The organism is Allobosea thiooxidans, assembly GCF_900168195.1.
Lineage (GTDB): Bacteria > Pseudomonadota > Alphaproteobacteria > Rhizobiales > Beijerinckiaceae > Allobosea > Allobosea thiooxidans.
Window position 1 is genome coordinate 396,712 of record NZ_FUYX01000002.1, and the last position, 18,871, is coordinate 415,582.

Sequence of the window (18,871 nt, forward strand, 5' to 3'; positions counted from 1 at the left end):
CGGCGGGAGCGGCGTCAGGGCTGCTTCTTGCCGGCCGCGTCGAACTGCTTGAGGAAGGCGAGGAGATCGGCGACGCGCTTCTCGTCCTTGAGGCCGGCATAGATCATCTTCGTGCCGGGCACCTTGGCACGCGGGTTCTGGATATAGGATGAGAAGGTCGCCTCGTCCCAGGTCAGGCCCGAATCCTTCATCGCGCTGCTGTAGCTGTAGCCCTCGCGCGCGCCGGCCTTCTGCCCGATGAAGCCGTTGAGGATCGGACCGACGGTGTTCTTGGCGGTCTCGCCGACCTGATGGCAGGAACGGCACTGGGCATAGGCCTTCTCACCGGCGGCTGCGTCCTGGGCACGGCCGGGCTGGATCGCCGCCGCGAGCAGCGCGGCGGCGAGGATGGCGGACTTCATCGTGGTCGTATCCTATGATTTGGGGGCGAAGGGGCTGGTCCAGCCGCCACCCTGGGCCGGCGCCTGCGGGGGGAAAGCCTGGGATAGATAGTCGAGCAGGATCTTGCGCATCTCTGCGTCCGGCTCCGGCATGTTGTGCTTTTCCGTCATCCAGCGGAGCGTGTCGTCCCAGCGCACGCGATCCATGCCCTGGCGGGCGACGACTTTCATCGAATGGCAGCCGATGCAGTAGCCGAAGGTCTCGTCGCGGCCGGGGAAGTCCGGCAGGGTCTCGGGGGTCTCTTCCTGGGCGAAGCTGCCGGCGGAGGAGAGCAGAGCGGCCGCAAGAGCGGCCGCCCGAAGAGCGGAGTGGAACGACATCGTCAACCGACCAGGACGGCGATGCGGTGGAGCGGATTGGACCCGTAGCCCTGCGGGTTCCAGTTGGTCGCGACATGCGGCTGGGCGACGCCTCGGGAATCCGTGGCGCGGACCCAAAGCTCGAAATAGCCCTCGCTCGGCAGGGTGATCTGACCGGTCCAGCGGACCCAGTCATAGCGGTTCTTCGGCTTGGCCATCGTCATGGCGTGCCAGCGCTGGCCGGCGTCGAAGGAAACCTCGACCTTGGCGACCTCGTGGTCGCCGGCCCAGGCGGCGCCGCGCAGCGCGACGTCGCGCGTCGCGGCCGGCAGGCGCGTGCCGTTGGCCGGGGCGCTGATGATCGAGCGCACCGGCATCGAGGTCAGATCGGTGAAGTTCGTCTTGCCGTCGACATTCGAGCCGGGGACGATCGGGACGGTCGGCACGCGATAGGAGGTGCCGCCCATGCCCTGCCCGTCATGCGGCGTCGCGCGCACCAGGATGCGGTTGAGCCATTTCGAGGAGAGCGAGGCCGGCCAGCCGGGAACAACGAGGCGCAGCGGTCCGCCATGGATATGCGGCAGCGGCTCGCCATTCATCGCCCAGACGATCAGGGAATGCGGTTCCAGCGCCTTCTCGATCGGCATGCCGCGCGAGACGGCGTCACGGCCGGTGTCGCCGGAGAGATGCGGGTCGGCGCCGTAATGGCCGGTGAACTTGGCGCTGCTCTTCAGGCCGGCGGCCTTCAGCACGTCGGCCAGGCGCACGCCGGTCCATTCGGCGCAGCCGGCGCCGCCATGGGTCCATTGATTGCCGCGCGCCGCCGGCTGGTAGAAGGAACGGCCATTGCCGCCGCATTCCAGCACCATGCGGAAGGTCTGCGGGGCGAAGCGGGATTTCAGCTCCGCGACCGTGAGGGTGAGCGGCTTGTCGACCTCGCCCTCGATCTTGAGCTGCCAGCCGTCGACATCCTTGATCGGCTCCGGAATCTGGCCGTTGTTGCGGACGAAGAATTTCGCGATCGGCGTGGTGTCGTCATCGAGCAGGTTCGCCGGGGTCTCGGCGACGAGAGGACGATCCCCCAGCAGGGTCAGGCCCTTGTCCTTGCCCGGATAATCGAAGGGCTGGGGCCCCTTGGGCGGGGCTGCGGCCGGCGTGCCCTGGGCTGCGGCGGGCGACACCGGCGACAGGCGCGGTAGGCCTCCGGCGGCGAGGCCGAGTGCGGCCAGGCTGCCGCCGAGCACGAGGCGGCGCGATGCGCGCGAGGTTACGGGACGGTCGGCGGAAGGCGTGGCAGCGGATTCGGCCGCGGCATCCCGCGGCGGCGCTTCATTGAGCATGACGTTTCTCCCGAGGACATATTCCTCAATGGAGAAGACGCAGGCCGGCTTCGATTTATTCCAGCTCGCAGGTTTTTCTTTTTGGCCCCGTCGCTCAGCCGATGCAGGCCGGCCGCACGCTGCGCGCCTCGGCCAGCGCCGCGACCTGCTCGCGCGGGACGCCGGGCTCGTCGCGCGTGATCCGGGCGACGAGGGCGGCTATGCCGTCCAGGCGCACGGCATCGATCCCGCGGCCGAGTAGGGCGTAGCTCGCATGCTCGCCGCGCCAGGCCCGGATCGCGAGTCCGTCGCGATCGCGCATCGCGGGCTCGGCCGGGAGCGCCGCATCGGCAGGCGCGATCCACAGGCCGACGCGGCAGCCATTCGGGCCGACATAGCCGGCGAGCATGCCGCCGCCGCGGCGGCCGGACGGATCGAGCGACAGATGCACGAGACGCAGCGAGGCGAGCGACAGATCGGGCAGGGACGAGGCCTCCGCGCCGGCGAGCTCGACGCCGAGGCGCGCCGGCGCATCCGGCGGGGATTGAGCCAGCCAGAGCTGGTGGGCGGCGATCGCCGCCGCGAGCGGCGAGGCGCCGGGGCGCAGCCGGTCGCCGCCGAGCATGACTGCGCCGAGCACGGCGGCGACGAGCAGGGCCGCAGCCCAGGGCATCAGGCGTGCCGCCCTCGGCCGGGCCCGCGGCAGGACGAAGGGCGGCGCGACCTCGGCCGGAGCGGTTGCCCTGACGGCGGCGCGCAGCCGCGTCAGCGTCGCCACCTTCGCCGCGGCCTGCCGGTCGCGCGCCAGCGCGGCCGCGACCCTCGCAGCACGATCCGGCTCCAGCTCGCCATCGACATAGGCGTTGAGCGTGGTCCAGGAGAGGAGGTCGCTGTCGGTCACGTGTTCGCTAGCTCGTTTGGCGGAGGCGCGTCGGGAGTGGGTGCAGATTGCCGCCCTCGATCGCATTCAGGAGGGACAGTCGCGCCCGGCTGAGGCGGCTCATCACGGTGCCGACCGGCACGCCGAGGATACGCGCGGCCTCGCCGTAGCGAAACCCGGCCAGGTCGACCAGTTCGACGATCTCGCGCTGTGCGGGGTCGAGGCGCTCGAGCGCCTGCCGCACCGTGATCGTCGCGATCAACCGATCGTCATGGCGCCAGTCGCCGTCTTCCGGGGCCTCCTCTGCCGCGAGCAGGGCGGCCTGCCCGCGGCGGTGCTCGTCGATCCAGATGTTGCGCATGATCGTGAACAGCCAGGCACGCAGATGCTCGTCGTCATCGGGTGGCACGGCGGCCAGCGCCTTCGTCGCGCAGGATTGCAGGAGGTCGGCGGCATGGTCCCGGCTGCCGCTCAGCCGCAGCCCATAGGAGAACAGGCGCTCCCAATTCTGGCGCAAGGCGCGTTCGACGGTGGCACGCAAGGACGATCTCCCTCCGCGATGATCCGTTGCGATCTACCCCAACAGCGCGCCGGGCTCCAGAGCGGGAAGAGGCGGTCAGGTTCCGCCGCGGACCGTGCGGAACAGCGCAAGGAAGGCCTCCGGCTCGGGAAGCGAGGCCATTCGCGCCGCTTCCCGTTCCTGCGGGCGGCGGGCGGCGAGGCCCTCGGCACTGGCCGGAAAGAACTGGATCGCCGGCGTCCCGACGATGCCATAGCGCGCGGCGAACGCCTTCTCGCTCAGCTTCGTGCCGTCGAAATCGGTCACCTCGCGCGCGCCGAGGATGTTGAGGTGGAGGATCGCGAAGTTCTCGCGGATATAGGCTTCGGTGGCCGGATCGGCGAGGTGGACCTCATGCATGCGCCGGCAGGCGGGGCAGTTGCGCAGGCCCCACAGGATCGCGAAGCGCTTGCCGTCGCGGCTGGCGGTTCCGAGGTCCTCGGCGAGGTCGAGGAAGCTGTCGAGATACCATTCGGTTTGGTAGAGCCCGTCCTCGCTCAGGCGGGCCTTGCCATATGCCGGGGCGAGGCCGGCCATCACCGCCAAGCCAGCTGCCATCTCGCGTCGCGTAATCACGGTGTCGCCTCCCTCATGCGCCTTCCGCGGCTCTGGTATAAACATATGAATACGACTATGTTCAGCGCATGTTTGCAAGCGGAAGACATCGGGTACGAGCGGCCGCAGCCTTCGCGCTGTGGATCGGAGCGTCGATGCCCGCGCTTGCCGCCGAGCTCGTGATGTATACCCGCGACAGCTGTCCCTTCTGCCGGCGCTTCGAGCGCGAGGTCGCGCCGGTCTATGCGGCGACGCCGGAGGGCAGGCGGGCTCCGCTGAGGCGCGTCGAGCTGCCGGCCGGCGGCATCCGCGGCGGCGGGCTGAACGAGCCGGTGATCGCGACGCCGACCTTCGTGCTGGTCGATGACGGGCGCGAACGCGGCCGCATCACCGGTTATCTCAACGACGACATGTTCTGGGGTTTGCTTGGACGGCTCGTTGCTGGCATTGACACTGCGGAACGGACCCAGGAACACCGAGCGGAGACGCCATGACCGCGATTGTCTCGAAGGCGCTCGAAACCGAGCTGCGCGACGGCGCCGAATTCTCGCCGGAGCTCGACCAGCTCATGCGCAAGGCGCGCAAGGCGAGCGATTTCCTCAAGGCGCTCTCGCATGAGAACCGGCTGCTGCTGCTCTGCCTGCTCGCCGAGCGGGAGCGCACGGTGACCGAGCTCGAGAACCTGCTGTCGCTGCGCCAGCCAATGGTCTCGCAGCAGCTCGCGCGCCTGCGGCTCGACCAGCTCGTCACCACCCGCCGCGACGGCAAGGCGATCTATTACAGCCTCGCCAATGACGATGTCCGGCGCGTCATCGCCGTGATCTACGACATCTTCTGCGGCACCGCCGCAGGCGAAAACGTCAAATCGTGACTGCTCGTCGGTTGGCGCGGCATTTGCGGCGATGACCGAGCTGTCCGCCTGGGCCGCGACGCTGGTCGGTGTCCTGGCGGGCGCAGCCTGCGGCTTCACGGTGCGGCGAGCGCGCCTATGCTCCTTCGGAGCGATCGAGGATGCCTGGATGGGAGGCGACACGCGTCGCTTGCGGGTCTTCGGGCTCGCGCTTGCGATCGCGCTCGTCGGGGCGCAGGGCTTCATCGGCCTGGGCCTGCTCGACCCTGCCAGCTCGACCTATGTGCAGCCGGGCCTGCCCTGGCTCTCGATCCTCTTCGGCAGCACGCTGTTCGGCCTCGGCATGGCGCTGGTCGGCACCTGCGGCTTCGGCTGCCTGGTGCGTCTCGGCGCGGGTGACCTGCGCAGCCTGATCGTGATGATAGTCTTCGGCGCAGTCGCCTATGCGACGCTGCGCGGAATGTTCGCGCCGATCCGGATCGAGATCATCGAGCGGGTCTACTGGCCGGTCCCAGGCGGCCTCAAGGCCGATCTCGCCAGCATCCTCGCCTATCTCGGCGTTCCGCAGGCGCGCATTGCGATCACGGTCGCCGCCGCGCCGGTGCTGGTCGCGGTGGTCGTTGCCGATCGCCGCCTGCGGCGCTCGCCGCGGCTGCTGCTCGCGGGCGCCACGCTCGGGCTCGCCGTCGTCGCCGGCTGGTGGGTGACGGGAGTGGCGGTCGACGCCTTCGAGACCGTGCCGCGGGCCCAGAGCCTGACCTTCGTCTCGCCGGTCGGTCGCGCGCTCTATGCGGTGCTGACCGCGCCGGCGGCGCTGCTCGAATTCGGGATCGCGACCCTGGTCGGGGTGACGCTGGGCTCGTTCCTGTCGGCGCTCTACGACCGCGAGTTCCGCTGGGAAGCCTTCGACGACGACCGCGAGATGCGCAGACACCTCGCCGGCGCGGTGCTGATGGGCGGGGGCGGCGTGCTCGCCGGCGGCTGCACGATCGGGCAGGGGATCTCGGCCGGCTCGATGATGGCGCTGTCCTGGCCGCTGGCCATCCTGGGAATGATGCTGGGCGCGCGGATCGGCATCGCCTTCCTGGTGGAGGGCTCGATCAGGGGCCTCTGGCAGCATCGCTGACCGGGCCGGCTTCGGCGCAGTAGAGCGCATGAAGCGTCTCCAGCACGGCCACCGCCTGGGGGCTGGCCAGCGTGAACAGGACCGAGACGCCCCGCCTGCGGGCCGCGATCAGCCCAAGCCGCCGCAGCTGCGACAGATGGGCCGCCACGCCAGCCAGACTCAGACCGGTGACCTGGGCGAGCTCGGCTGCCGCCGCCTCTCCCTCCACCAGCCGGCAGAGAATAGCGAGGCGACGCGGATTCGCCATGGCGGCGAGCAAGGATGCGGCTTCCGCGATCGGCGGGGTGACCGGCGCGGCCTGGATATCGGTTTTCCCGATTGACATATCTTATTTTCAATATATATGGATTTTTCGATCTTATTATAGGAGGCAGCCTTGGTCAATCTCGTGCCGCCAGGTCGGGGACCTTGCTCCGTCGGCAACGCGCGTCGCCGATCCACCGCCAGACGAAGCTGCCCGGCCCATGTGCTGGGAGCGCATTCCTGCCCTTCGGGACACCGCTGACATGATCGAGACATCCTTTACGCCGCTGGCCTCGCTCCTCGGTGGGGCGGTGATCGGGGCGGCCGCCGTGATGCTGATGGCGTTCGAGGGCCGCATCGCCGGGATCAGCGGGATCCTGTCGCGGCTGCTGCCCCCCGCTCCCGAACGCCCCGCTGCGGGCCGCGTCGCGTTCGTCGCCGGGTTGATCGCGGCGCCCATCGTTACCTTCGCATTCACCGGAGCCTGGCCGGTGCCGCAGATCGCGAGCGGGCTGCCCGTGCTGATCGTGGCGGGCCTGCTCGTCGGGTTCGGTTCCGTCTGGGGCAATGGTTGCACCTCCGGCCATGGCATCTGTGGCCTGTCGCGCTTCTCCCTGCGTTCGGCCATCGCCGTCGCCGTCTTCATGACGACTGCGATCGCGACGGTCTTCGTCGTCAGGCACATCCTGTGAGGTCGCCCATGTCGATCCTGATCCAGTTCGCGGCGGGGCTCGTCTTCGGAATCGGGCTGATCGTCGCCGGCATGTCCGATCCGGCGAAGGTGCTGAATTTTCTCGACCTCGGCGCGATTCCGAGCGGCGGCTGGGATGCGAGCCTGCTCTTCGTCATGGCGGGCGGCGTCGCCGTCACCACGCTCGGCTACCGCTTCGTCCTGGCGTGGCCGCGACCGCTCCTGGCGGAACGCTTTTCCCTGCCGGCGGCCGGAAGGCCCGATGCTCGGCTGCTGACCGGCGCCGCATTGTTCGGCATCGGCTGGGGCTTGGCCGGGTTCTGCCCCGGCCCGGCGCTGGTCGCTACCTTGACCGGCGGCATGCCGGCGCTGGTCTTCCTCGCCGCGATGCTGGCCGGCATGACGCTCGCCCGCTGGAGAGCCTCGGCCAAGGCGCCCCTGCCGATGCAGGAGCGCGGCCGCGCCTGAAAAACGCCGCCGCGCTGCTGCCCATGCGCCGGCGCGACGATTCCATCCGAATACGCGACATGACGAGGAGGTTGCGATGGATCGCAGGAAGGTTCTGACGCTGGCGGCCGGTGCCATGCTGGGCGGTGCGGCGCAGGGAGCGCGTCCGGCCGCTGCGGCCCCGGATACCGCTCTCCCGAAGTCCAAGCAGACGGTGCTCGGGCTCTACATGACGCCGCGCGAGACGGCCGAGACGATGGCGAAGGAGGGCAAGAAGACGCTTTTCGTCGACGTCCGGACCCGCGGCGAGATGATGTTCACCGGCTGGGCGCCTGCCATTGACGGCCATGTGCCCTTCGTCGACGTCACCGAGTTCTGGGACTGGGACGACAAGGAGGGGCGCTACCGGCTCGAGGCGCATCCGACCTTCTCGCAGGATGTCGGCCGGCTGCTGGCAGCCAAGGGGCTGGCCAAGACCGACCGCGTCATCGTCATGTGCCGCTCGGGCGATCGCTCGGCCCGTGCCGTCGACAAGCTGGCGGAGGCCGGGTTCACGCAGGTCTACAGCCAGCATGAGGGCTTCGAGGGCGATCTCGCCGCCGATGGCCGGCGGTCCGTCAATGGCTGGAAGAATGCCGGGCTGCCCTGGACCTTCAAACCCGACAAGGCGAAGTTCTACCTCGGGAACCGCTGAAACGGCGTCTAAGAACCCGTTTGGAAACTCCAACCCTCATCCTCTGGAGCATCCTTCGGGACGCCATTCCTGACGGAATGGCTCCTCAGGATGGGGGCTTGAGCGGATTCCCAAATGGGCTCTCAGGCCGGGACGAAACGATAGGCCGTGCCCTGGCGCTCGACGCGGCCGGTCCCGCCGGGCAGGTGATAGCCGATCACCAGCATGCGCTCCTGGCTGAGCCTGTCGAGCAGTTGCCGCCGCGTCGCGACCGCGAGATCGGCGTCATGGTCGGATGCCGGCCGCCAGTCCGGATGGGCGAAGGAGATGCGCGGATGGGTCAGCGCGTCGCCGAGCACCATCGTCGGCTCGCCGGCTAGGTGGAAGGCGAAGGAGACATGGCCCGGCGTGTGGCCTGCCGTCGCGACCGCAGTGATTCCGGGCAGCCATTCCTGCCCGAGTTCCAGCCGTTCCAATTTATCGCCCAGCCCCTTCGCGATCCGCTGCGCGCCGGCGGCGAAGGCATGCCGGTCCTCGGGCAGGCCCTCATAGACCTTCGGGCTCGTCCAGAAGCCGATCTCGCCGGCGGCGACCAGCCAGCGGGCGTTGGGGAAGAGCGGGCTGTCGAACTCGTCGAGCGCGCCCCAGAAGTGGTCGGGGTGGAGATGCGTGAACAAGACATGCGTCACCGCCTCGGGCTCGATGCCGGCCGCCTTCAGGCTTTCGCCGAGCTGCCCCGAGCCGGGCAGGAAATTGGCGCCCGAGCCGCAGTCGAACAGGATCACCTCGCTGCCTCGCCGCAGGCATGTGACGTTGAGCACGGTCCGCATCGGTTCCGTCTGCTGCGCCGCCGCGGCGATCTCCGCCGGCGCCACGCCCTGCGCCAGCATGGACAGGGGCATCTCGAAGCCGCCGTCGCTGAGGACGGTCACCCGCCCGTCGCCCTGGCTCGGAGCCGCGGCGGGCTGGGCGAAGGATGGCGAGGCGAGGGCGGCGGCGCCCGAAGCGAGCAGCAGGCGTCGCGACAGCATGGGGCATTCCTTCTTCAAGCTTTGCGGGGCAGGCGCGGCGGGCGCAGCGAGCGCCTTCCGCTGCGTCTGCCTTCGGCGCGGGCGGCTATTTGTTCACCGGCGATTCCGGGTCGAACAGATAGGCCATCACGTCCTTGATCTGCTCCTCGTCCAGCACCTTGTTGACGCCGAAGCGCGGCATGTTCGAGCAGGGCACGACCGCCATCGAGTTGTAGACCTTGGTGTAGGCCTCCTTGATCGTCTCGGGGTCGTATTTGCGGTCCTTGCCATAGGCGGCGAGGCTCGGGCCCAGCGTGCCGTAGCTGACCTCCTTCGGATCGAGCTGGTGGCAGGCGAAGCAGTTGCCGCCGGAAACCGTGCCGGGCGGGTCCGAGAACTGCCCGCCGCGGCCGTTATTGGCGACCTTGTAGCCCTTCTTCCAGTCACCCAGGAACTTGCCGTCGGCCGGGTAGACGACGCGCGCGGCTTCCCGCTTGAGGATCTCGTCGGTCTGGGCCGAGGAGGGCTGGTTCCGGGTGGCGTTGCAGACCGCGAGCGAATCGTCGGGCTTGATCCGCGCCTGCCATTCGGCCGATGCCTTGCCGAAGGTCGATTTCAGATAGGCGTCGATGGTGGCCTGGGCGGGGCGATCCTGCGCGCTTGCGGCGCCAGCCGCGAGCAAAGCGAACGCCAGGGAAGCGAGAGACTTGATCATGGCGTTTCCCCTCAGCGCTTGATCGACGGGACCTTGAGCTCGCCGCCTTCAGCCTGCTTCTGCAGGAAGACGGTGAGCGCGGTCAGGGCCTCGGAGCCGTATTCCGGCACCGGCCAGCGCTGCTGGCGATAGCAGTCCCAGAGGCGGTGCTGCATGGTGCGAAGCGCGCTCTGCGAGACGCGGTAGGTCGGCCAGGTGCCCATCGTCTCCTGCGCCGTCTTGCCCTTGACCGAGAGGTTGGGCAGGCCCTGCAGGCGGATGCGCTTGCCTTCGTCGGCATGGCAGGTCGCGCAGGAGAAGTCGTTGACGCCCCCGCGGGTGTAGAACAGCGCCTCGCCGACCGCGGCCATCTCCTTCTCCTTGGGATGGGAGAGCTGCGGCTCGATCTTCATCTCGCTCGACTTGTTGGCGATGAAGGCGACGAGATCCTCCATGTCGGAGGCGCGGCCCGGCCCTGAAAAGCGGCGGGCGACCACATCCTTGGTGTCGAGCCCCTGGATCTTGTCCATGCACCAGAGCAGGCGCTGCTCGGTGTCCATCACCCGGTCGGCATCGGCGAAATGGCGCGGCAGCCTGGCATAGGCGCCTTCGAGCTTGCCCGGCCCCTCGCCGAGGTCGCAGCTCTCCAACGAGGCGTTCTTCGTCCCGCGCTTCTCCGACCAGAGCGCTTCGCCGCGGTCCACCGCCAGGAAGCCCGGGTTGGAGAACGGGTCCGAGAGCATCTGCCGGTAGCGCTCGATCTCCTTCTCGCTGTCGTCTTGTGGTGACTGTGCTATCAGCGGCCCTGCCGCCAAGGTCATGGCAGCCGCCAACAGCGCCGCCCCAATGATGGGTAGCTTCATCCCGAGCCCTTTCGTTTCCTCCGCGGCCACGTAGGATGGTGGCCGCCGTTATTGCCGCCCTCACTGAATGGAGGGCTTTACATTCACAAAAAACAATATCACGATACGTGCAAATGATGTGCGTCGAACTGCCGCGCCGTCAAGCGTTAAAACAAGACCAGTTCCAGGGAGGAACATGATGAGGAAGAGCCCCAAGGCTCCGTCGCGTCGCGACGCCGTCAGGATGGCCGCATTGGCCTTTGCCGCGTGCGCGATCGCGCCCCGGCTGGCATTCGCGGACGAGAAGACGGTCGCCGCCGAACTCAAGAAGCTCTATGGCGGCAAGCCGATGGCCGAAGGCAAGATCCGGCTCGACGTGCCCGAGATCGCGGAGAACGGCCTCGTGGTGCCGGTCAATGTCGAGATCGAAAGCCCGATGACGGAGGCCGACTACGTCAAGGCCGTCCATGTCTTCGCCGAAGGCAATCCGCAGCCCGGCGTCGTCAGCTACCAGTTCACGCCGGCTTGCGGAAAGGCCTCGGCCGCGACGCGCATGCGCCTCGCCCAGACCCAGGACGTGATCTGCGTCGCCGAGATGTCGAACGGCGCGCTCCACATGGCGAAGGCCAACGTCAAGGTCACGATCGGCGGCTGCGGCGGCTGAGCCGCCCGGATCCCGTCCCAGAAAAGACTAGGCGAGGAAACCTCATGACGACCAAACCCACGCCGCGGGTGCGCGTTCCGGCCAAGGCCGCCGCCGGCGAGATGATCGAGATCAAGACGCTGATCTCGCACGAAATGGAGTCCGGCCAGCGCAAGGACGCCAAGGGCGAGACGATCCCGCGCAAGATCATCAACAAGTTCACGGCGAGCTTCAACGGCAAGCCCGTCTTCGCCGCCGACTGGCACCCCGCGATTTCCGCCAATCCCTATCAGTCGTTCTTCTTCAAGGCGACGGAGTCCGGCGAGTTCACCTTCACCTGGAAGGATGACGACGGCTCCGAATACAGCGCGAAGAACAAGCTGACGGTGGCGTGAACGCCCGCTTCTGTCTGGCAGGGCGCGCGGGCGCTCCGCCGGACAGGCTGGCAATTCGGGCAATTCCCTGGGTCGCGGCATGCGCGCGCCCGAAGGATGAGTCATGATCTCGAGACGTGAATTTCTTCAGGCGACGGCTGCCGCCGGAGCGCTGGTGAGCGCATCGGGCCTGGGCCCGCTGGGGCGCGCGGCCGCGCAGCAGAGACTGTCCCAGGCCGACATCCTGCGCTTCGATCCGCTGGGGCAGGTGACGATCCTGTATCTGGCCGACATCCACGCCCAGCTGGTGCCGCTGCATTTCCGCGAGCCCTCGGTCAATCTCGGCGTGGGCGAGGCGAAGGGCCTGCCGCCGCATCTGACGGATGCCGCGTTCCGGGCCCATTTCAACATCGCCGCCGGTTCGCCCGAGGCGTTTGCCCTGACATCCGACGATTTCGTCCAGCTCGCCCGCAACTATGGCAGGATGGGCGGGCTCGACCGCATCGCCACGTTGGTCAAGGCTGTGCGCGCCGAGCGCGGCGCGGACAAGGTGCTGCTGCTCGACGGCGGCGACACCTGGCAGGGCAGCTGGAGCGCGCTCCAGACCAAGGGCCAGGACATGGTCGACGCCATGTCGGCGCTGAAGCTCGACGCCATGACCTCGCATTGGGAATTCACGCTCGGCGCCGAGCGGGTGAAGGAGATCGTCGAGGCGGCTCCCTTCGCCTTCCTAGCGCAGAACATCCGCGACAAGGAATGGAACGAGCCGGTCTTCCCGCCGCGCAAGCTGTTCGAGACGGGCGGCGTCAAGGTCGCCGTCATCGGCCAGGCGCTGCCGCGCACCGCCATCGCCAATCCGCGCTGGATGATCCCGGACTGGGAGTTCGGCATCCGCGAGGAGGAGCTGCAGAAGCAGGTCGAGGAAGCCCGCGGCGAGGGCGCGGCCGTGGTCGTGCTGCTCTCGCATGACGGCTACGATGTCGACCGCAAGCTCGCGAGCCGGGTGAAGGGGATCGACGTCATCCTCACGGCCCATACGCATGACGCGATGCCGGGCCTGGTCCGCGTCGGCGACACCGTGCTCGTCGCCACCGGCTCGCACGGCAAGTTCCTGTCGCGGCTCGACATCGCAGTGAAGGACGGCAGGGTCGCGGATATCCGCTTCAAGCTGATGCCGGTCTTCACCGACGCCATCGCGCCGGACGCCGAGATGGCCGCGCTGATCGCCAAGGCACGCGCACCCTACGCCGCCGATCTCGCCAAGGAGATCGGCCGGACGGATTCGCTGCTTTATCGCCGCGGCAACTTCAACGGCACCTTCGACGACCTGATCTGTCAGGCGATGCTCTCGCAGCGCGATGCCGAGATCGCGCTGTCGCCGGGTTTCCGCTGGGGCGGGTCCCTGCTGCCCGGCGATCCGATCACCTGGGAAGCGATCACCAATGCCACGGCGATCACCTATCCGAACTGCTACCGCATGGAGATGACCGGTGCGCAGCTCAAGGACATCCTTGAGGACGTCGCCGACAACATCTTCCACCCCGATCCCTATTTCCAGGGCGGCGGCGACATGGTCCGGGTCGGCGGCGTCGGCTACGCCATCGATATCGGCAAGCCGATGGGCAGCCGCATCTCCGGGCTCACCCATCTGAAGACCGGCCAGCCGCTCGAGGCGAGCAAGCGCTACGTCGTCTCCGGCTGGGCCAGCGTCAACGAGGGCACGCAGGGCCCGCCGATCTGGGACGTGGTGCGCGACCATGTCGCCGCGACCAAGACCGTCACCATCAAAGCCAATGACGCGGTGAAGGTGAGCGGCGCCTGAGCCGGCGCTCCCGCCCGAAAGCCGAGGAGATCCGTTCATGACCTCTTCCAAGACCTCCCCCGCGCTGAGCCGCCGGCGCTTCCTCGGCGCCGCGACGGCGGCCGGGGCCGGCCTCGCCGCCGCCGGGTCGGCGCGTGCCGAGGCGCCCAAGCCCGATCCGCTGATCACCGACGTCCAGGATTGGAACCGCTATCTCGGCGAGGGGGTCGACAAGCGCCCCTATGGCACGCCCTCCCGCTTCGAGAAACATGTCGTGCGCCGCGACGTCTCCTGGCTGACGGCCTCGCCGGAATCCTCGGTGAACTTCACGCCGCTGCACGAGCTCGACGGCATCATCACGCCGTCCGGCCTGTGCTTCGAGCGCCATCATGGCGGCATCGCCGATATCGATCCCGCCAGTCACCGGCTGATGATCCATGGCCTCGTCGACAAGCCGCTCGTCTTCACCATGGAAGACATCAAGCGGATGCCGCGCGAGAACCGGGTCCACTTCCTCGAATGTGCAGCGAATTCCGGCATGGAATGGCGCGGAGCACAGCTCAATGGCTGCCAGTTCACGCACGGCATGGTCCACAACGTCATGTATACCGGCGTGCCGCTGCGCGTGCTGCTGGCGGAGGCCGGGCTGAAGCCGAACGCCAAATGGCTGATGCTGGAAGGTGCCGACGCTTCAGGCATGAACCGCTCGCTGCCGGTCGAGAAGGCGCTCGACGACGTGCTCATCGCCTTCGCGATGAACGGCGAGGCGCTGCGCCCGGAGCAGGGCTACCCGCTGCGGGCGGTGATCCCGGGCTGGGAAGGCAATCTCTGGGTGAAATGGCTGCGCCGCATCGAGGTCGGCGACATGCCCTGGCAGGCCCGCGAGGAGACCTCGAAATACACCGACCTGCTGGCGGATGGCCGTTCGCGCCGCTTCACCTTCTTCATGGACGCCAAGTCGGTGGTGACCAATCCGTCGCCGCAGGCGCCGCTGAAGCACAAGGGCAGCAACGTCCTCTCCGGCCTTGCCTGGTCGGGACGCGGCACGATCAAGCGCGTCGACGTCACCCTCGACGGCGGCAGGAACTGGCAGCATGCGAGGATCGACGGTCCGGTTCTCGAAAAGTCGCTGACCCGCTTCTACGTCGATTTCGACTGGAACGGGCAGCCGCTGCTGATCCAGTCCCGCGCGATGGACTCGACCGGCTACGTCCAGCCGACGAAGGAGGAGCTGCGCAAGATCCGCGGCACGAACTCCATCTACCACAACAACGGCATCCAGACCTGGCATGTGAAGGCGAATGGGGAGACCGAGAATGTCGAGATCGGCTAGACCCCTGCTGTTCGCAGGCCTGCTGGCGACGGCCATGCTGGCGGCCGGGCCGCTCATCGCCCAGGGAAAGCCGGCGCCCAAGCCCGCCGCTCCGGCGGCAGGCGCCGCCGCGGCGCAGCCGAAGAAGCTCGGCCTCGGCCGCGAGGCCCTGCCCGAGGAGATCAAGGCCTGGGACATCGACGTGCGCCCGGACGGCCACGGCCTGCCGCCAGGCAAGGGCACGGTGAAGCAGGGCGACGAGATCTTCCAGACGCAATGCGCGAGCTGTCATGGCGAGTTCGGCCAGGGCAATGGCCGCTGGCCGGTGCTGGCCGGCGGGCAGGGCAGCCTCACCTCGGACAGGCCGGAGAAGACGATCGGCTCGTTCTGGCCCGACCTGTCGACGGTGTTCGACTACGTCCACCGCGCCATGCCCTACGGCAATGCGCAGTCGCTGACGCCGGACGAGACCTACGCGCTCACCGCCTATCTCCTCTACCTCAACGACATCGTGAAGGACGAGGAGTTCGAGCTCTCCGACAAGAACTTCACCAGCGTGAAGCTGCCGAACGCCGCGACCTTCTACGACGACGATCGCGAGAAGACGGAGAAGGGATTCTGGGGCAAGGAGCCGTGCATGGTCAATTGCCGGGGCGAGGTGAAGATCACCGGCCGGGCGGCGGTGCTCGACGTGACGCCCGACTCCAAGACTGCACCGAAGGTGGATTGATGGCGGGTGCGGCGGAGGTCACCGGCTGGTCCGCCTTCGTGGCGGTCGCCATCGCGTTGTCGGGGAGCCCGGCGCGGGCCTCCGGGGATCGTGCGCTCGGGGAATATCTGTCCTCCGAATGCGTGACCTGCCATCAGGCGAGCGGCCGGCGCAGCGACGGCATCCCCGCGATCGTAGGCGTGCCGGCAGACCAGTTCATCGCGCTGATGGAGACCTACAAGCAACGACAGCGCGAAAACCCGGTCATGCAGGCGATCGCCGTTCGGCTTTCGGCGGAGGAGATCGCGGCACTCGCCGCCTATTACGGCAGCCTGAAACCGCAGCATTGAACCATGTCGGGCGACAGCCAGAACAGGAGGCCAGCATGTCGAATCGCAATCCCGGGACGTCGCGGCGCGGGCTGATGGCGGCGGCCGCCTCGGGGCTCATCATCGGCGCGGCGGCGCCGGCGCAGGCCGCGCCGCAAACCGTCGCGCTTGCCGAGCTGAAGAAGGAGGCGGACGTCGCCTGCCTCTACCATTGCGATTTCGGCGAGGCGCCGCGCTTCGTCCAGATGCTGACGAACATCGCCAACCACTACTCGGCCTATGGCGCCGATCCCTTCGCCCTCCAGCTCGCGATCGTCGCCCACGGCGCCGGCGTGAAGTTCTTCCTCGACAGCTTCGAAGGGACGAGCTGGCAAGGCGAGCCGGCGGTCCCGGAGATCCGCGAGCGCCTCGACAGCCTCGCCAAGAACGGCCTCAAGGTGCATCTCTGCGAGATCACCTTCGCGCGGATGAAGCTCGACAAGGGCAAGGTCCACAAGGCCGATTTCATCGGATTCGTGCCCTCGGGAGTCGCCGCAGTCGCCGCGCTCCAGACCAAGGGCTTCGCCTATCTGAAGGTGGGGTAGCCCGCCACGGGCCCATAGCCGGAAACGTTCGGAACGGGAGGTCGAGAAGGTCATGCAGGCAACGCGCCGTTCTTTCATGCGCATCGGGTTCACCGCATCGGGGGTGCTGGCGCTCGGGGTGCCGGCCGTGCTCGGCCAGGCCAAGCCGCGGGTGGTCGTGATCGGCGGCGGCGCCGGCGGCGCGACGGCCGCTCGCTACCTCGCCAAGGATTCCAACGGCGCGATCGCGGTGACGCTGGTCGAGGAGAACGAGGTCTACCAGACCTGCTTCCACTCGAACCTCTTCCTCGGCGGGTTCAAGAGCTATGCCGACATCACGCATCGCTATGACGATCTGGCGAGGAAGCACGGCATCGCCGTCGTGCGGGCGCGTGCAGAGCGGATCGACCGCGACAAGAAGGAGGTCGTGCTCTCGACCGGTCAGCGCCTGCCCTATGACCGGCTCGTCGTCGCCCCGGGCATCGACCTGAAATACGATTCGGTGCCCGGCTGGTCGAAGGAGGCCGAGGAGGCGATGCCCCATGGCTGGAAGCCCGGCCGGCAGACGCAGCTCATCCGGCAGAAGCTCGACGCCGTCCCCGATGGCGGGCTCATCGTCATGGTCGCGCCGCCCAATCCCTATCGCTGCCCGCCGGGCCCCTATGAGCGCGCCTCGATGTTCGCCCATGTGCTGAAGAAGACGGGCCGGGGGAACACCAGGATCGTGATCCTCGATCCCAAGGAGAGCTTCTCCAAGCAGGGCACCTTCCAGGCCGCCTGGGAGCAGCATTACGGTGCGATGATCGAATGGCTCGGGCCGAAGATCCATGACGGGGTCAAATCGGTCGATCCGAAGACCAACACCGTGGTGACCGGCTTCGAAACCTACAAAAATGCCGCCCTCGTCAACGTCATCCCCGCGCAGATGGCGGGCGAGATCGCGCGGCTCGCCGGCCTCGCCCCGGCCGGAGGCTACTGCGCCATCGATCCCGCTTCGATGCGTTCCGCGGTCGACCCCGCGATCTTCATCCTCGGCGATGCCTGCATCGCCGGCGACATGCCGAAATCGGCCTTCTCGGCCAACAGCCAGGCGAAGGTCGCCGCCATGACGATCCGTGGGGAGCTGACCGGCGCCCGGACCTTCCCGGCCCGCTACGTCAACACCTGCTGGTCCCTGGTGGAGACCGACGACGCGATCAAGGTCGGCGGTCGCTACGAGGCGAAGGACGGCAAGATCGCGGCGACCGAAACCTTCGTCTCCCAGCCGGACGAGGCGGCCGATCTGCGCAAGGCGAACCAGGCCGAGAATATCGGCTGGTACGAGGCTATCTCGGCGGACATGTTCGGCTGACCCGCCCGTTTTCCGCCGGCGCGGCCAGGGGCCGCGCAGGTATTCCATCAACCGTCAGAGGACCTCGATGAAGCTTCCGATTGCCGCCGCTGCCGTGACGCTGGCCTTGTTCGCCGCTCCCGCCTTCGCGCAGGACATCGCCGCCGGCGAGCGCTCCTGGAACAAGTGCCGGGCCTGCCACCAGCTCGGAGAGAACGCGAAGAACGGCGTGGGCCCGCATCTGAACGGCCTGTTCGGCCGCCATACCGGCGAGGTCGAGGGCTACAGCTATTCGAACGCCAACAAGGGCGCGAACATCACCTGGGACGAGGCCGTCTTCGCCGAATACATCAAGGATCCGCGGGCGAAGATCCCGGGCACGAAGATGGTCTTCGCCGGGATCAAGAACGACAAGGAAATCACCGACCTCACCGCCTTCCTCAAGCAGTTCGGCAAGGACGGCAAGAAGATGTGATCAGGGCTGCAGCCCGCGCGCCGGCCGCAGCGGCCGGCGGCGAATGGCGCAGGCCTTCAGTGCCTGGTCTTGTGCTCGGGCTTACCCTTGCGCTTGGTCGAGGCCATCTTCTCCAGCTCGGTCTCGCTCATCGACTTCTCCATCGATTTCGAGGCGCCCTTGAGCTCGCTCTTCTTGATGTCGCCGCGCTTGGCCGCGAGCGCGGCGCCGGCGGCCTTCTGCTGGGCGGCCGATTTTGCTGGCATGTCGTCCTCCTTCACGTGGATGAGTGGATGACGGCTAGACGCGAAGGCTTCGCCGTCGGGAAAGGCCATGAGCAGGCGATTGGTCTCGGGCTCGTCGCGGAACGGATAAGCGCTCGTCGGTTCCGGCATGGCGGCTCCCTCGCGATAGGCGCTGCCTGACGATGAACCCCCTGCCGGGATGGGAGTTCCACAAGCCGAGGGCTGTGGCTTCACTCGCCGCCTCGAGCAGCAGGGACATCACGACCATGAAAACACGTGTCGAACGTGATTCGGACGAGCGGGCTTCCGAGCCTGCCACGGATATCGAGATCGAAACCGAGGCGGATGCTCTGCGCGCCGAGCGCCGCGTCGACGCCCTGCGCGCAGGATCGCGTAGCGAAGATGAGGAGGACGAGCTGAAAAGCCTGGAGCGCGCGCTCGTCCGCTGGCGCGCGTAAAGCCTGAGCGCCGGCGTCCCCCGG

27 protein-coding genes are annotated in these 18,871 nt (G+C 68.0%); 16 read left to right on the forward strand and 11 right to left on the reverse strand.

Annotation, left to right across the window (positions count from 1 at the left end; translation table 11 throughout):
• Nucleotides 1-14 precede the first annotated feature (14 nt).
• The 6 genes from B5Y19_RS04940 to B5Y19_RS04965 all read right to left on the reverse strand — a co-directional run bounded on the left by B5Y19_RS04940 (nt 15) and on the right by B5Y19_RS04965 (nt 4,056).
• Nucleotides 15-401: a c-type cytochrome gene (locus B5Y19_RS04940; RefSeq protein WP_055730435.1), complete on the reverse strand. Its 387-nt coding sequence runs from the start codon at nt 399-401 to the stop codon at nt 15-17.
• A 12-nt stretch (nt 402-413) separates the two neighbouring features.
• Complete coding sequence (locus B5Y19_RS04945) at nt 414-761, reverse strand: hypothetical protein (protein WP_055730434.1); 348 nt, start codon at nt 759-761, stop codon at nt 414-416.
• Nucleotides 762-763: 2 nt separating this feature from the next.
• Nucleotides 764-2,080, reverse strand: coding sequence for a sulfite oxidase (locus tag B5Y19_RS04950; protein ID WP_055730433.1), 1,317 nt, complete (start codon nt 2,078-2,080; stop codon nt 764-766).
• A gap of 94 nt (nt 2,081-2,174) precedes the next feature.
• The gene (locus B5Y19_RS04955) at nt 2,175-2,960 is read right to left on the reverse strand and encodes an anti-sigma factor (protein ID WP_079591164.1); all 786 of its coding nucleotides are present in this window, start codon (nt 2,958-2,960) and stop codon (nt 2,175-2,177) included.
• Nucleotides 2,961-2,967: 7 nt separating this feature from the next.
• Nucleotides 2,968-3,480, reverse strand: coding sequence for an RNA polymerase sigma factor (locus tag B5Y19_RS04960; protein WP_079591165.1), 513 nt, complete (start codon nt 3,478-3,480; stop codon nt 2,968-2,970).
• A 75-nt stretch (nt 3,481-3,555) separates the two neighbouring features.
• Nucleotides 3,556-4,056, reverse strand: coding sequence for a thioredoxin family protein (locus B5Y19_RS04965; protein ID WP_079591166.1), 501 nt, complete (start codon nt 4,054-4,056; stop codon nt 3,556-3,558).
• Nucleotides 4,057-4,208: 152 nt separating this feature from the next.
• Here B5Y19_RS04965 and B5Y19_RS04970 point away from each other — a divergent pair, with 152 nt between their 5' ends.
• The 3 genes from B5Y19_RS04970 to B5Y19_RS04980 are packed head-to-tail and all read left to right on the forward strand — an operon-like array spanning nt 4,209 to nt 6,029.
• Complete coding sequence (locus B5Y19_RS04970; RefSeq protein ID WP_244555483.1) at nt 4,209-4,547, forward strand: thioredoxin family protein; 339 nt, start codon at nt 4,209-4,211, stop codon at nt 4,545-4,547.
• The gene (locus tag B5Y19_RS04975) at nt 4,544-4,924 is read left to right on the forward strand and encodes an ArsR/SmtB family transcription factor (protein WP_055728603.1); all 381 of its coding nucleotides are present in this window, start codon (nt 4,544-4,546) and stop codon (nt 4,922-4,924) included. Before B5Y19_RS04970 ends, B5Y19_RS04975 begins: the two co-directional genes overlap by 4 nt.
• A gap of 31 nt (nt 4,925-4,955) precedes the next feature.
• Entirely contained in the window at nt 4,956-6,029 is a 1,074-nt protein-coding gene (locus tag B5Y19_RS04980) for a YeeE/YedE family protein (RefSeq protein ID WP_055728604.1), read from the forward strand.
• Here B5Y19_RS04980 and B5Y19_RS04985 read toward each other — a convergent pair.
• Nucleotides 6,004-6,354, reverse strand: a complete 351-nt coding sequence (locus B5Y19_RS04985; protein ID WP_055728605.1) for an ArsR/SmtB family transcription factor — start codon at nt 6,352-6,354, stop codon at nt 6,004-6,006. The two genes, B5Y19_RS04980 and B5Y19_RS04985, sit on opposite strands and share 26 nt — an antisense overlap.
• A 181-nt stretch (nt 6,355-6,535) precedes the next feature.
• Here B5Y19_RS04985 and B5Y19_RS04990 point away from each other — a divergent pair, with 181 nt between their 5' ends.
• The 3 genes from B5Y19_RS04990 (at nt 6,536) to B5Y19_RS05000 (ending at nt 8,104) form a co-directional block, all read left to right on the forward strand.
• Complete coding sequence (locus B5Y19_RS04990) at nt 6,536-6,964, forward strand: YeeE/YedE family protein (protein ID WP_055728606.1); 429 nt, start codon at nt 6,536-6,538, stop codon at nt 6,962-6,964.
• A gap of 8 nt (nt 6,965-6,972) precedes the next feature.
• Entirely contained in the window at nt 6,973-7,431 is a 459-nt protein-coding gene (locus B5Y19_RS04995) for a DUF6691 family protein (protein ID WP_055728607.1), read from the forward strand.
• Between the two features lie 76 nt (nt 7,432-7,507).
• Nucleotides 7,508-8,104, forward strand: coding sequence for a rhodanese-like domain-containing protein (locus B5Y19_RS05000; protein ID WP_244555484.1), 597 nt, complete (start codon nt 7,508-7,510; stop codon nt 8,102-8,104).
• Nucleotides 8,105-8,226: 122 nt separating this feature from the next.
• Here B5Y19_RS05000 and B5Y19_RS05005 read toward each other — a convergent pair whose 3' ends face one another.
• The 3 genes from B5Y19_RS05005 to soxA all read right to left on the reverse strand — a co-directional run bounded on the left by B5Y19_RS05005 (nt 8,227) and on the right by soxA (nt 10,608).
• Nucleotides 8,227-9,114 (reverse strand): MBL fold metallo-hydrolase, encoded by an 888-nt coding sequence (locus B5Y19_RS05005; RefSeq protein WP_055728608.1) that lies wholly within the window; start codon nt 9,112-9,114, stop codon nt 8,227-8,229.
• A gap of 85 nt (nt 9,115-9,199) precedes the next feature.
• The gene (gene soxX, locus B5Y19_RS05010; protein ID WP_055728609.1) at nt 9,200-9,808 is read right to left on the reverse strand and encodes a sulfur oxidation c-type cytochrome SoxX; all 609 of its coding nucleotides are present in this window, start codon (nt 9,806-9,808) and stop codon (nt 9,200-9,202) included.
• A gap of 11 nt (nt 9,809-9,819) precedes the next feature.
• Nucleotides 9,820-10,608, reverse strand: coding sequence for a sulfur oxidation c-type cytochrome SoxA (soxA, locus tag B5Y19_RS05015; RefSeq protein WP_411914141.1), 789 nt, complete (start codon nt 10,606-10,608; stop codon nt 9,820-9,822).
• Nucleotides 10,609-10,825: 217 nt separating this feature from the next.
• Here soxA and soxY point away from each other — a divergent pair, with 217 nt between their 5' ends.
• From soxY to B5Y19_RS05060, 9 genes are all read left to right on the forward strand, one after another.
• Nucleotides 10,826-11,293: a thiosulfate oxidation carrier protein SoxY gene (gene soxY / locus B5Y19_RS05020; RefSeq protein ID WP_079591167.1), complete on the forward strand. Its 468-nt coding sequence runs from the start codon at nt 10,826-10,828 to the stop codon at nt 11,291-11,293.
• A 44-nt stretch (nt 11,294-11,337) separates the two neighbouring features.
• Entirely contained in the window at nt 11,338-11,667 is a 330-nt protein-coding gene (gene soxZ, locus B5Y19_RS05025) for a thiosulfate oxidation carrier complex protein SoxZ (protein ID WP_055728612.1), read from the forward strand.
• A 103-nt stretch (nt 11,668-11,770) separates the two neighbouring features.
• Nucleotides 11,771-13,468, forward strand: a complete 1,698-nt coding sequence (gene soxB / locus B5Y19_RS05030) for a thiosulfohydrolase SoxB (protein WP_055728613.1) — start codon at nt 11,771-11,773, stop codon at nt 13,466-13,468.
• 37 nt (nt 13,469-13,505) lie between these two features.
• Nucleotides 13,506-14,780 carry a sulfite dehydrogenase gene (soxC, locus tag B5Y19_RS05035; RefSeq protein WP_055728614.1) on the forward strand — a complete coding sequence of 425 codons (1,275 nt, stop codon included), beginning with the start codon at nt 13,506-13,508 and terminating at the stop codon, nt 14,778-14,780.
• Nucleotides 14,764-15,489 (forward strand): c-type cytochrome, encoded by a 726-nt coding sequence (locus B5Y19_RS05040; protein ID WP_055728615.1) that lies wholly within the window; start codon nt 14,764-14,766, stop codon nt 15,487-15,489. The genes soxC and B5Y19_RS05040 overlap by 17 nt, the downstream gene beginning before the upstream one ends.
• The gene (locus B5Y19_RS05045; RefSeq protein WP_055728616.1) at nt 15,489-15,818 is read left to right on the forward strand and encodes a c-type cytochrome; all 330 of its coding nucleotides are present in this window, start codon (nt 15,489-15,491) and stop codon (nt 15,816-15,818) included. The genes B5Y19_RS05040 and B5Y19_RS05045 overlap by 1 nt, the downstream gene beginning before the upstream one ends.
• Nucleotides 15,819-15,853: 35 nt before the next feature.
• On the forward strand, nt 15,854-16,381 hold the full coding sequence (locus B5Y19_RS05050; protein WP_055728617.1) for a DsrE family protein: 528 nt from the start codon (nt 15,854-15,856) through the stop codon (nt 16,379-16,381).
• A gap of 52 nt (nt 16,382-16,433) precedes the next feature.
• Nucleotides 16,434-17,711, forward strand: a complete 1,278-nt coding sequence (locus B5Y19_RS05055; RefSeq protein ID WP_055728618.1) for an NAD(P)/FAD-dependent oxidoreductase — start codon at nt 16,434-16,436, stop codon at nt 17,709-17,711.
• Between the two features lie 67 nt (nt 17,712-17,778).
• On the forward strand, nt 17,779-18,165 hold the full coding sequence (locus B5Y19_RS05060; protein WP_055728619.1) for a c-type cytochrome: 387 nt from the start codon (nt 17,779-17,781) through the stop codon (nt 18,163-18,165).
• Between the two features lie 56 nt (nt 18,166-18,221).
• Here B5Y19_RS05060 and B5Y19_RS05065 read toward each other — a convergent pair whose 3' ends face one another.
• Nucleotides 18,222-18,410 (reverse strand): DUF3008 family protein, encoded by a 189-nt coding sequence (locus B5Y19_RS05065; RefSeq protein WP_055728653.1) that lies wholly within the window; start codon nt 18,408-18,410, stop codon nt 18,222-18,224.
• Nucleotides 18,411-18,571: 161 nt separating this feature from the next.
• Between B5Y19_RS05065 and B5Y19_RS05070 the strand changes: the two genes are divergently transcribed.
• On the forward strand, nt 18,572-18,847 hold the full coding sequence (locus B5Y19_RS05070) for a hypothetical protein (protein ID WP_176168563.1): 276 nt from the start codon (nt 18,572-18,574) through the stop codon (nt 18,845-18,847).
• Nucleotides 18,848-18,871: the final 24 nt, after the last annotated feature.

Bases quoted from the DNA above. Each gene is read 5' to 3' on its own strand.
- B5Y19_RS04940 (WP_055730435.1), bottom strand. From the start codon at position 401: ATGAAGTCCGCCATCCTCGCCGCCGCGCTGCTCGCGGCGGCGATCCAG.
- B5Y19_RS04945 (WP_055730434.1), bottom strand. From the start codon at position 761: ATGTCGTTCCACTCCGCTCTTCGGGCGGCCGCTCTTGCGGCCGCTCTG.
- B5Y19_RS05045 (WP_055728616.1), top strand. From the start codon at position 15,489: ATGGCGGGTGCGGCGGAGGTCACCGGCTGGTCCGCCTTCGTGGCGGTC.
- B5Y19_RS05000 (WP_244555484.1), top strand. From the start codon at position 7,508: ATGGATCGCAGGAAGGTTCTGACGCTGGCGGCCGGTGCCATGCTGGGC.
- B5Y19_RS05040 (WP_055728615.1), top strand. From the start codon at position 14,764: ATGTCGAGATCGGCTAGACCCCTGCTGTTCGCAGGCCTGCTGGCGACG.
- B5Y19_RS05060 (WP_055728619.1), top strand. From the start codon at position 17,779: ATGAAGCTTCCGATTGCCGCCGCTGCCGTGACGCTGGCCTTGTTCGCC.
- soxY (WP_079591167.1), top strand. From the start codon at position 10,826: ATGATGAGGAAGAGCCCCAAGGCTCCGTCGCGTCGCGACGCCGTCAGG.
- soxB (WP_055728613.1), top strand. From the start codon at position 11,771: ATGATCTCGAGACGTGAATTTCTTCAGGCGACGGCTGCCGCCGGAGCG.
- B5Y19_RS04970 (WP_244555483.1), top strand. From the start codon at position 4,209: ATGCCCGCGCTTGCCGCCGAGCTCGTGATGTATACCCGCGACAGCTGT.
- B5Y19_RS05065 (WP_055728653.1), bottom strand. From the start codon at position 18,410: ATGCCAGCAAAATCGGCCGCCCAGCAGAAGGCCGCCGGCGCCGCGCTC.
- soxC (WP_055728614.1), top strand. From the start codon at position 13,506: ATGACCTCTTCCAAGACCTCCCCCGCGCTGAGCCGCCGGCGCTTCCTC.
- B5Y19_RS05070 (WP_176168563.1), top strand. From the start codon at position 18,572: ATGAACCCCCTGCCGGGATGGGAGTTCCACAAGCCGAGGGCTGTGGCT.
- B5Y19_RS04990 (WP_055728606.1), top strand. From the start codon at position 6,536: ATGATCGAGACATCCTTTACGCCGCTGGCCTCGCTCCTCGGTGGGGCG.
- B5Y19_RS05055 (WP_055728618.1), top strand. From the start codon at position 16,434: ATGCAGGCAACGCGCCGTTCTTTCATGCGCATCGGGTTCACCGCATCG.
- B5Y19_RS04975 (WP_055728603.1), top strand. From the start codon at position 4,544: ATGACCGCGATTGTCTCGAAGGCGCTCGAAACCGAGCTGCGCGACGGC.
- soxX (WP_055728609.1), bottom strand. From the start codon at position 9,808: ATGATCAAGTCTCTCGCTTCCCTGGCGTTCGCTTTGCTCGCGGCTGGC.
- B5Y19_RS04995 (WP_055728607.1), top strand. From the start codon at position 6,973: ATGTCGATCCTGATCCAGTTCGCGGCGGGGCTCGTCTTCGGAATCGGG.
- B5Y19_RS05050 (WP_055728617.1), top strand. From the start codon at position 15,854: ATGTCGAATCGCAATCCCGGGACGTCGCGGCGCGGGCTGATGGCGGCG.
- B5Y19_RS05005 (WP_055728608.1), bottom strand. From the start codon at position 9,114: ATGCTGTCGCGACGCCTGCTGCTCGCTTCGGGCGCCGCCGCCCTCGCC.
- B5Y19_RS04985 (WP_055728605.1), bottom strand. From the start codon at position 6,354: ATGTCAATCGGGAAAACCGATATCCAGGCCGCGCCGGTCACCCCGCCG.
- soxZ (WP_055728612.1), top strand. From the start codon at position 11,338: ATGACGACCAAACCCACGCCGCGGGTGCGCGTTCCGGCCAAGGCCGCC.
- B5Y19_RS04950 (WP_055730433.1), bottom strand. From the start codon at position 2,080: ATGCTCAATGAAGCGCCGCCGCGGGATGCCGCGGCCGAATCCGCTGCC.
- B5Y19_RS04980 (WP_055728604.1), top strand. From the start codon at position 4,956: ATGACCGAGCTGTCCGCCTGGGCCGCGACGCTGGTCGGTGTCCTGGCG.
- B5Y19_RS04965 (WP_079591166.1), bottom strand. From the start codon at position 4,056: ATGGCAGCTGGCTTGGCGGTGATGGCCGGCCTCGCCCCGGCATATGGC.
- soxA (WP_411914141.1), bottom strand. From the start codon at position 10,608: ATGACCTTGGCGGCAGGGCCGCTGATAGCACAGTCACCACAAGACGAC.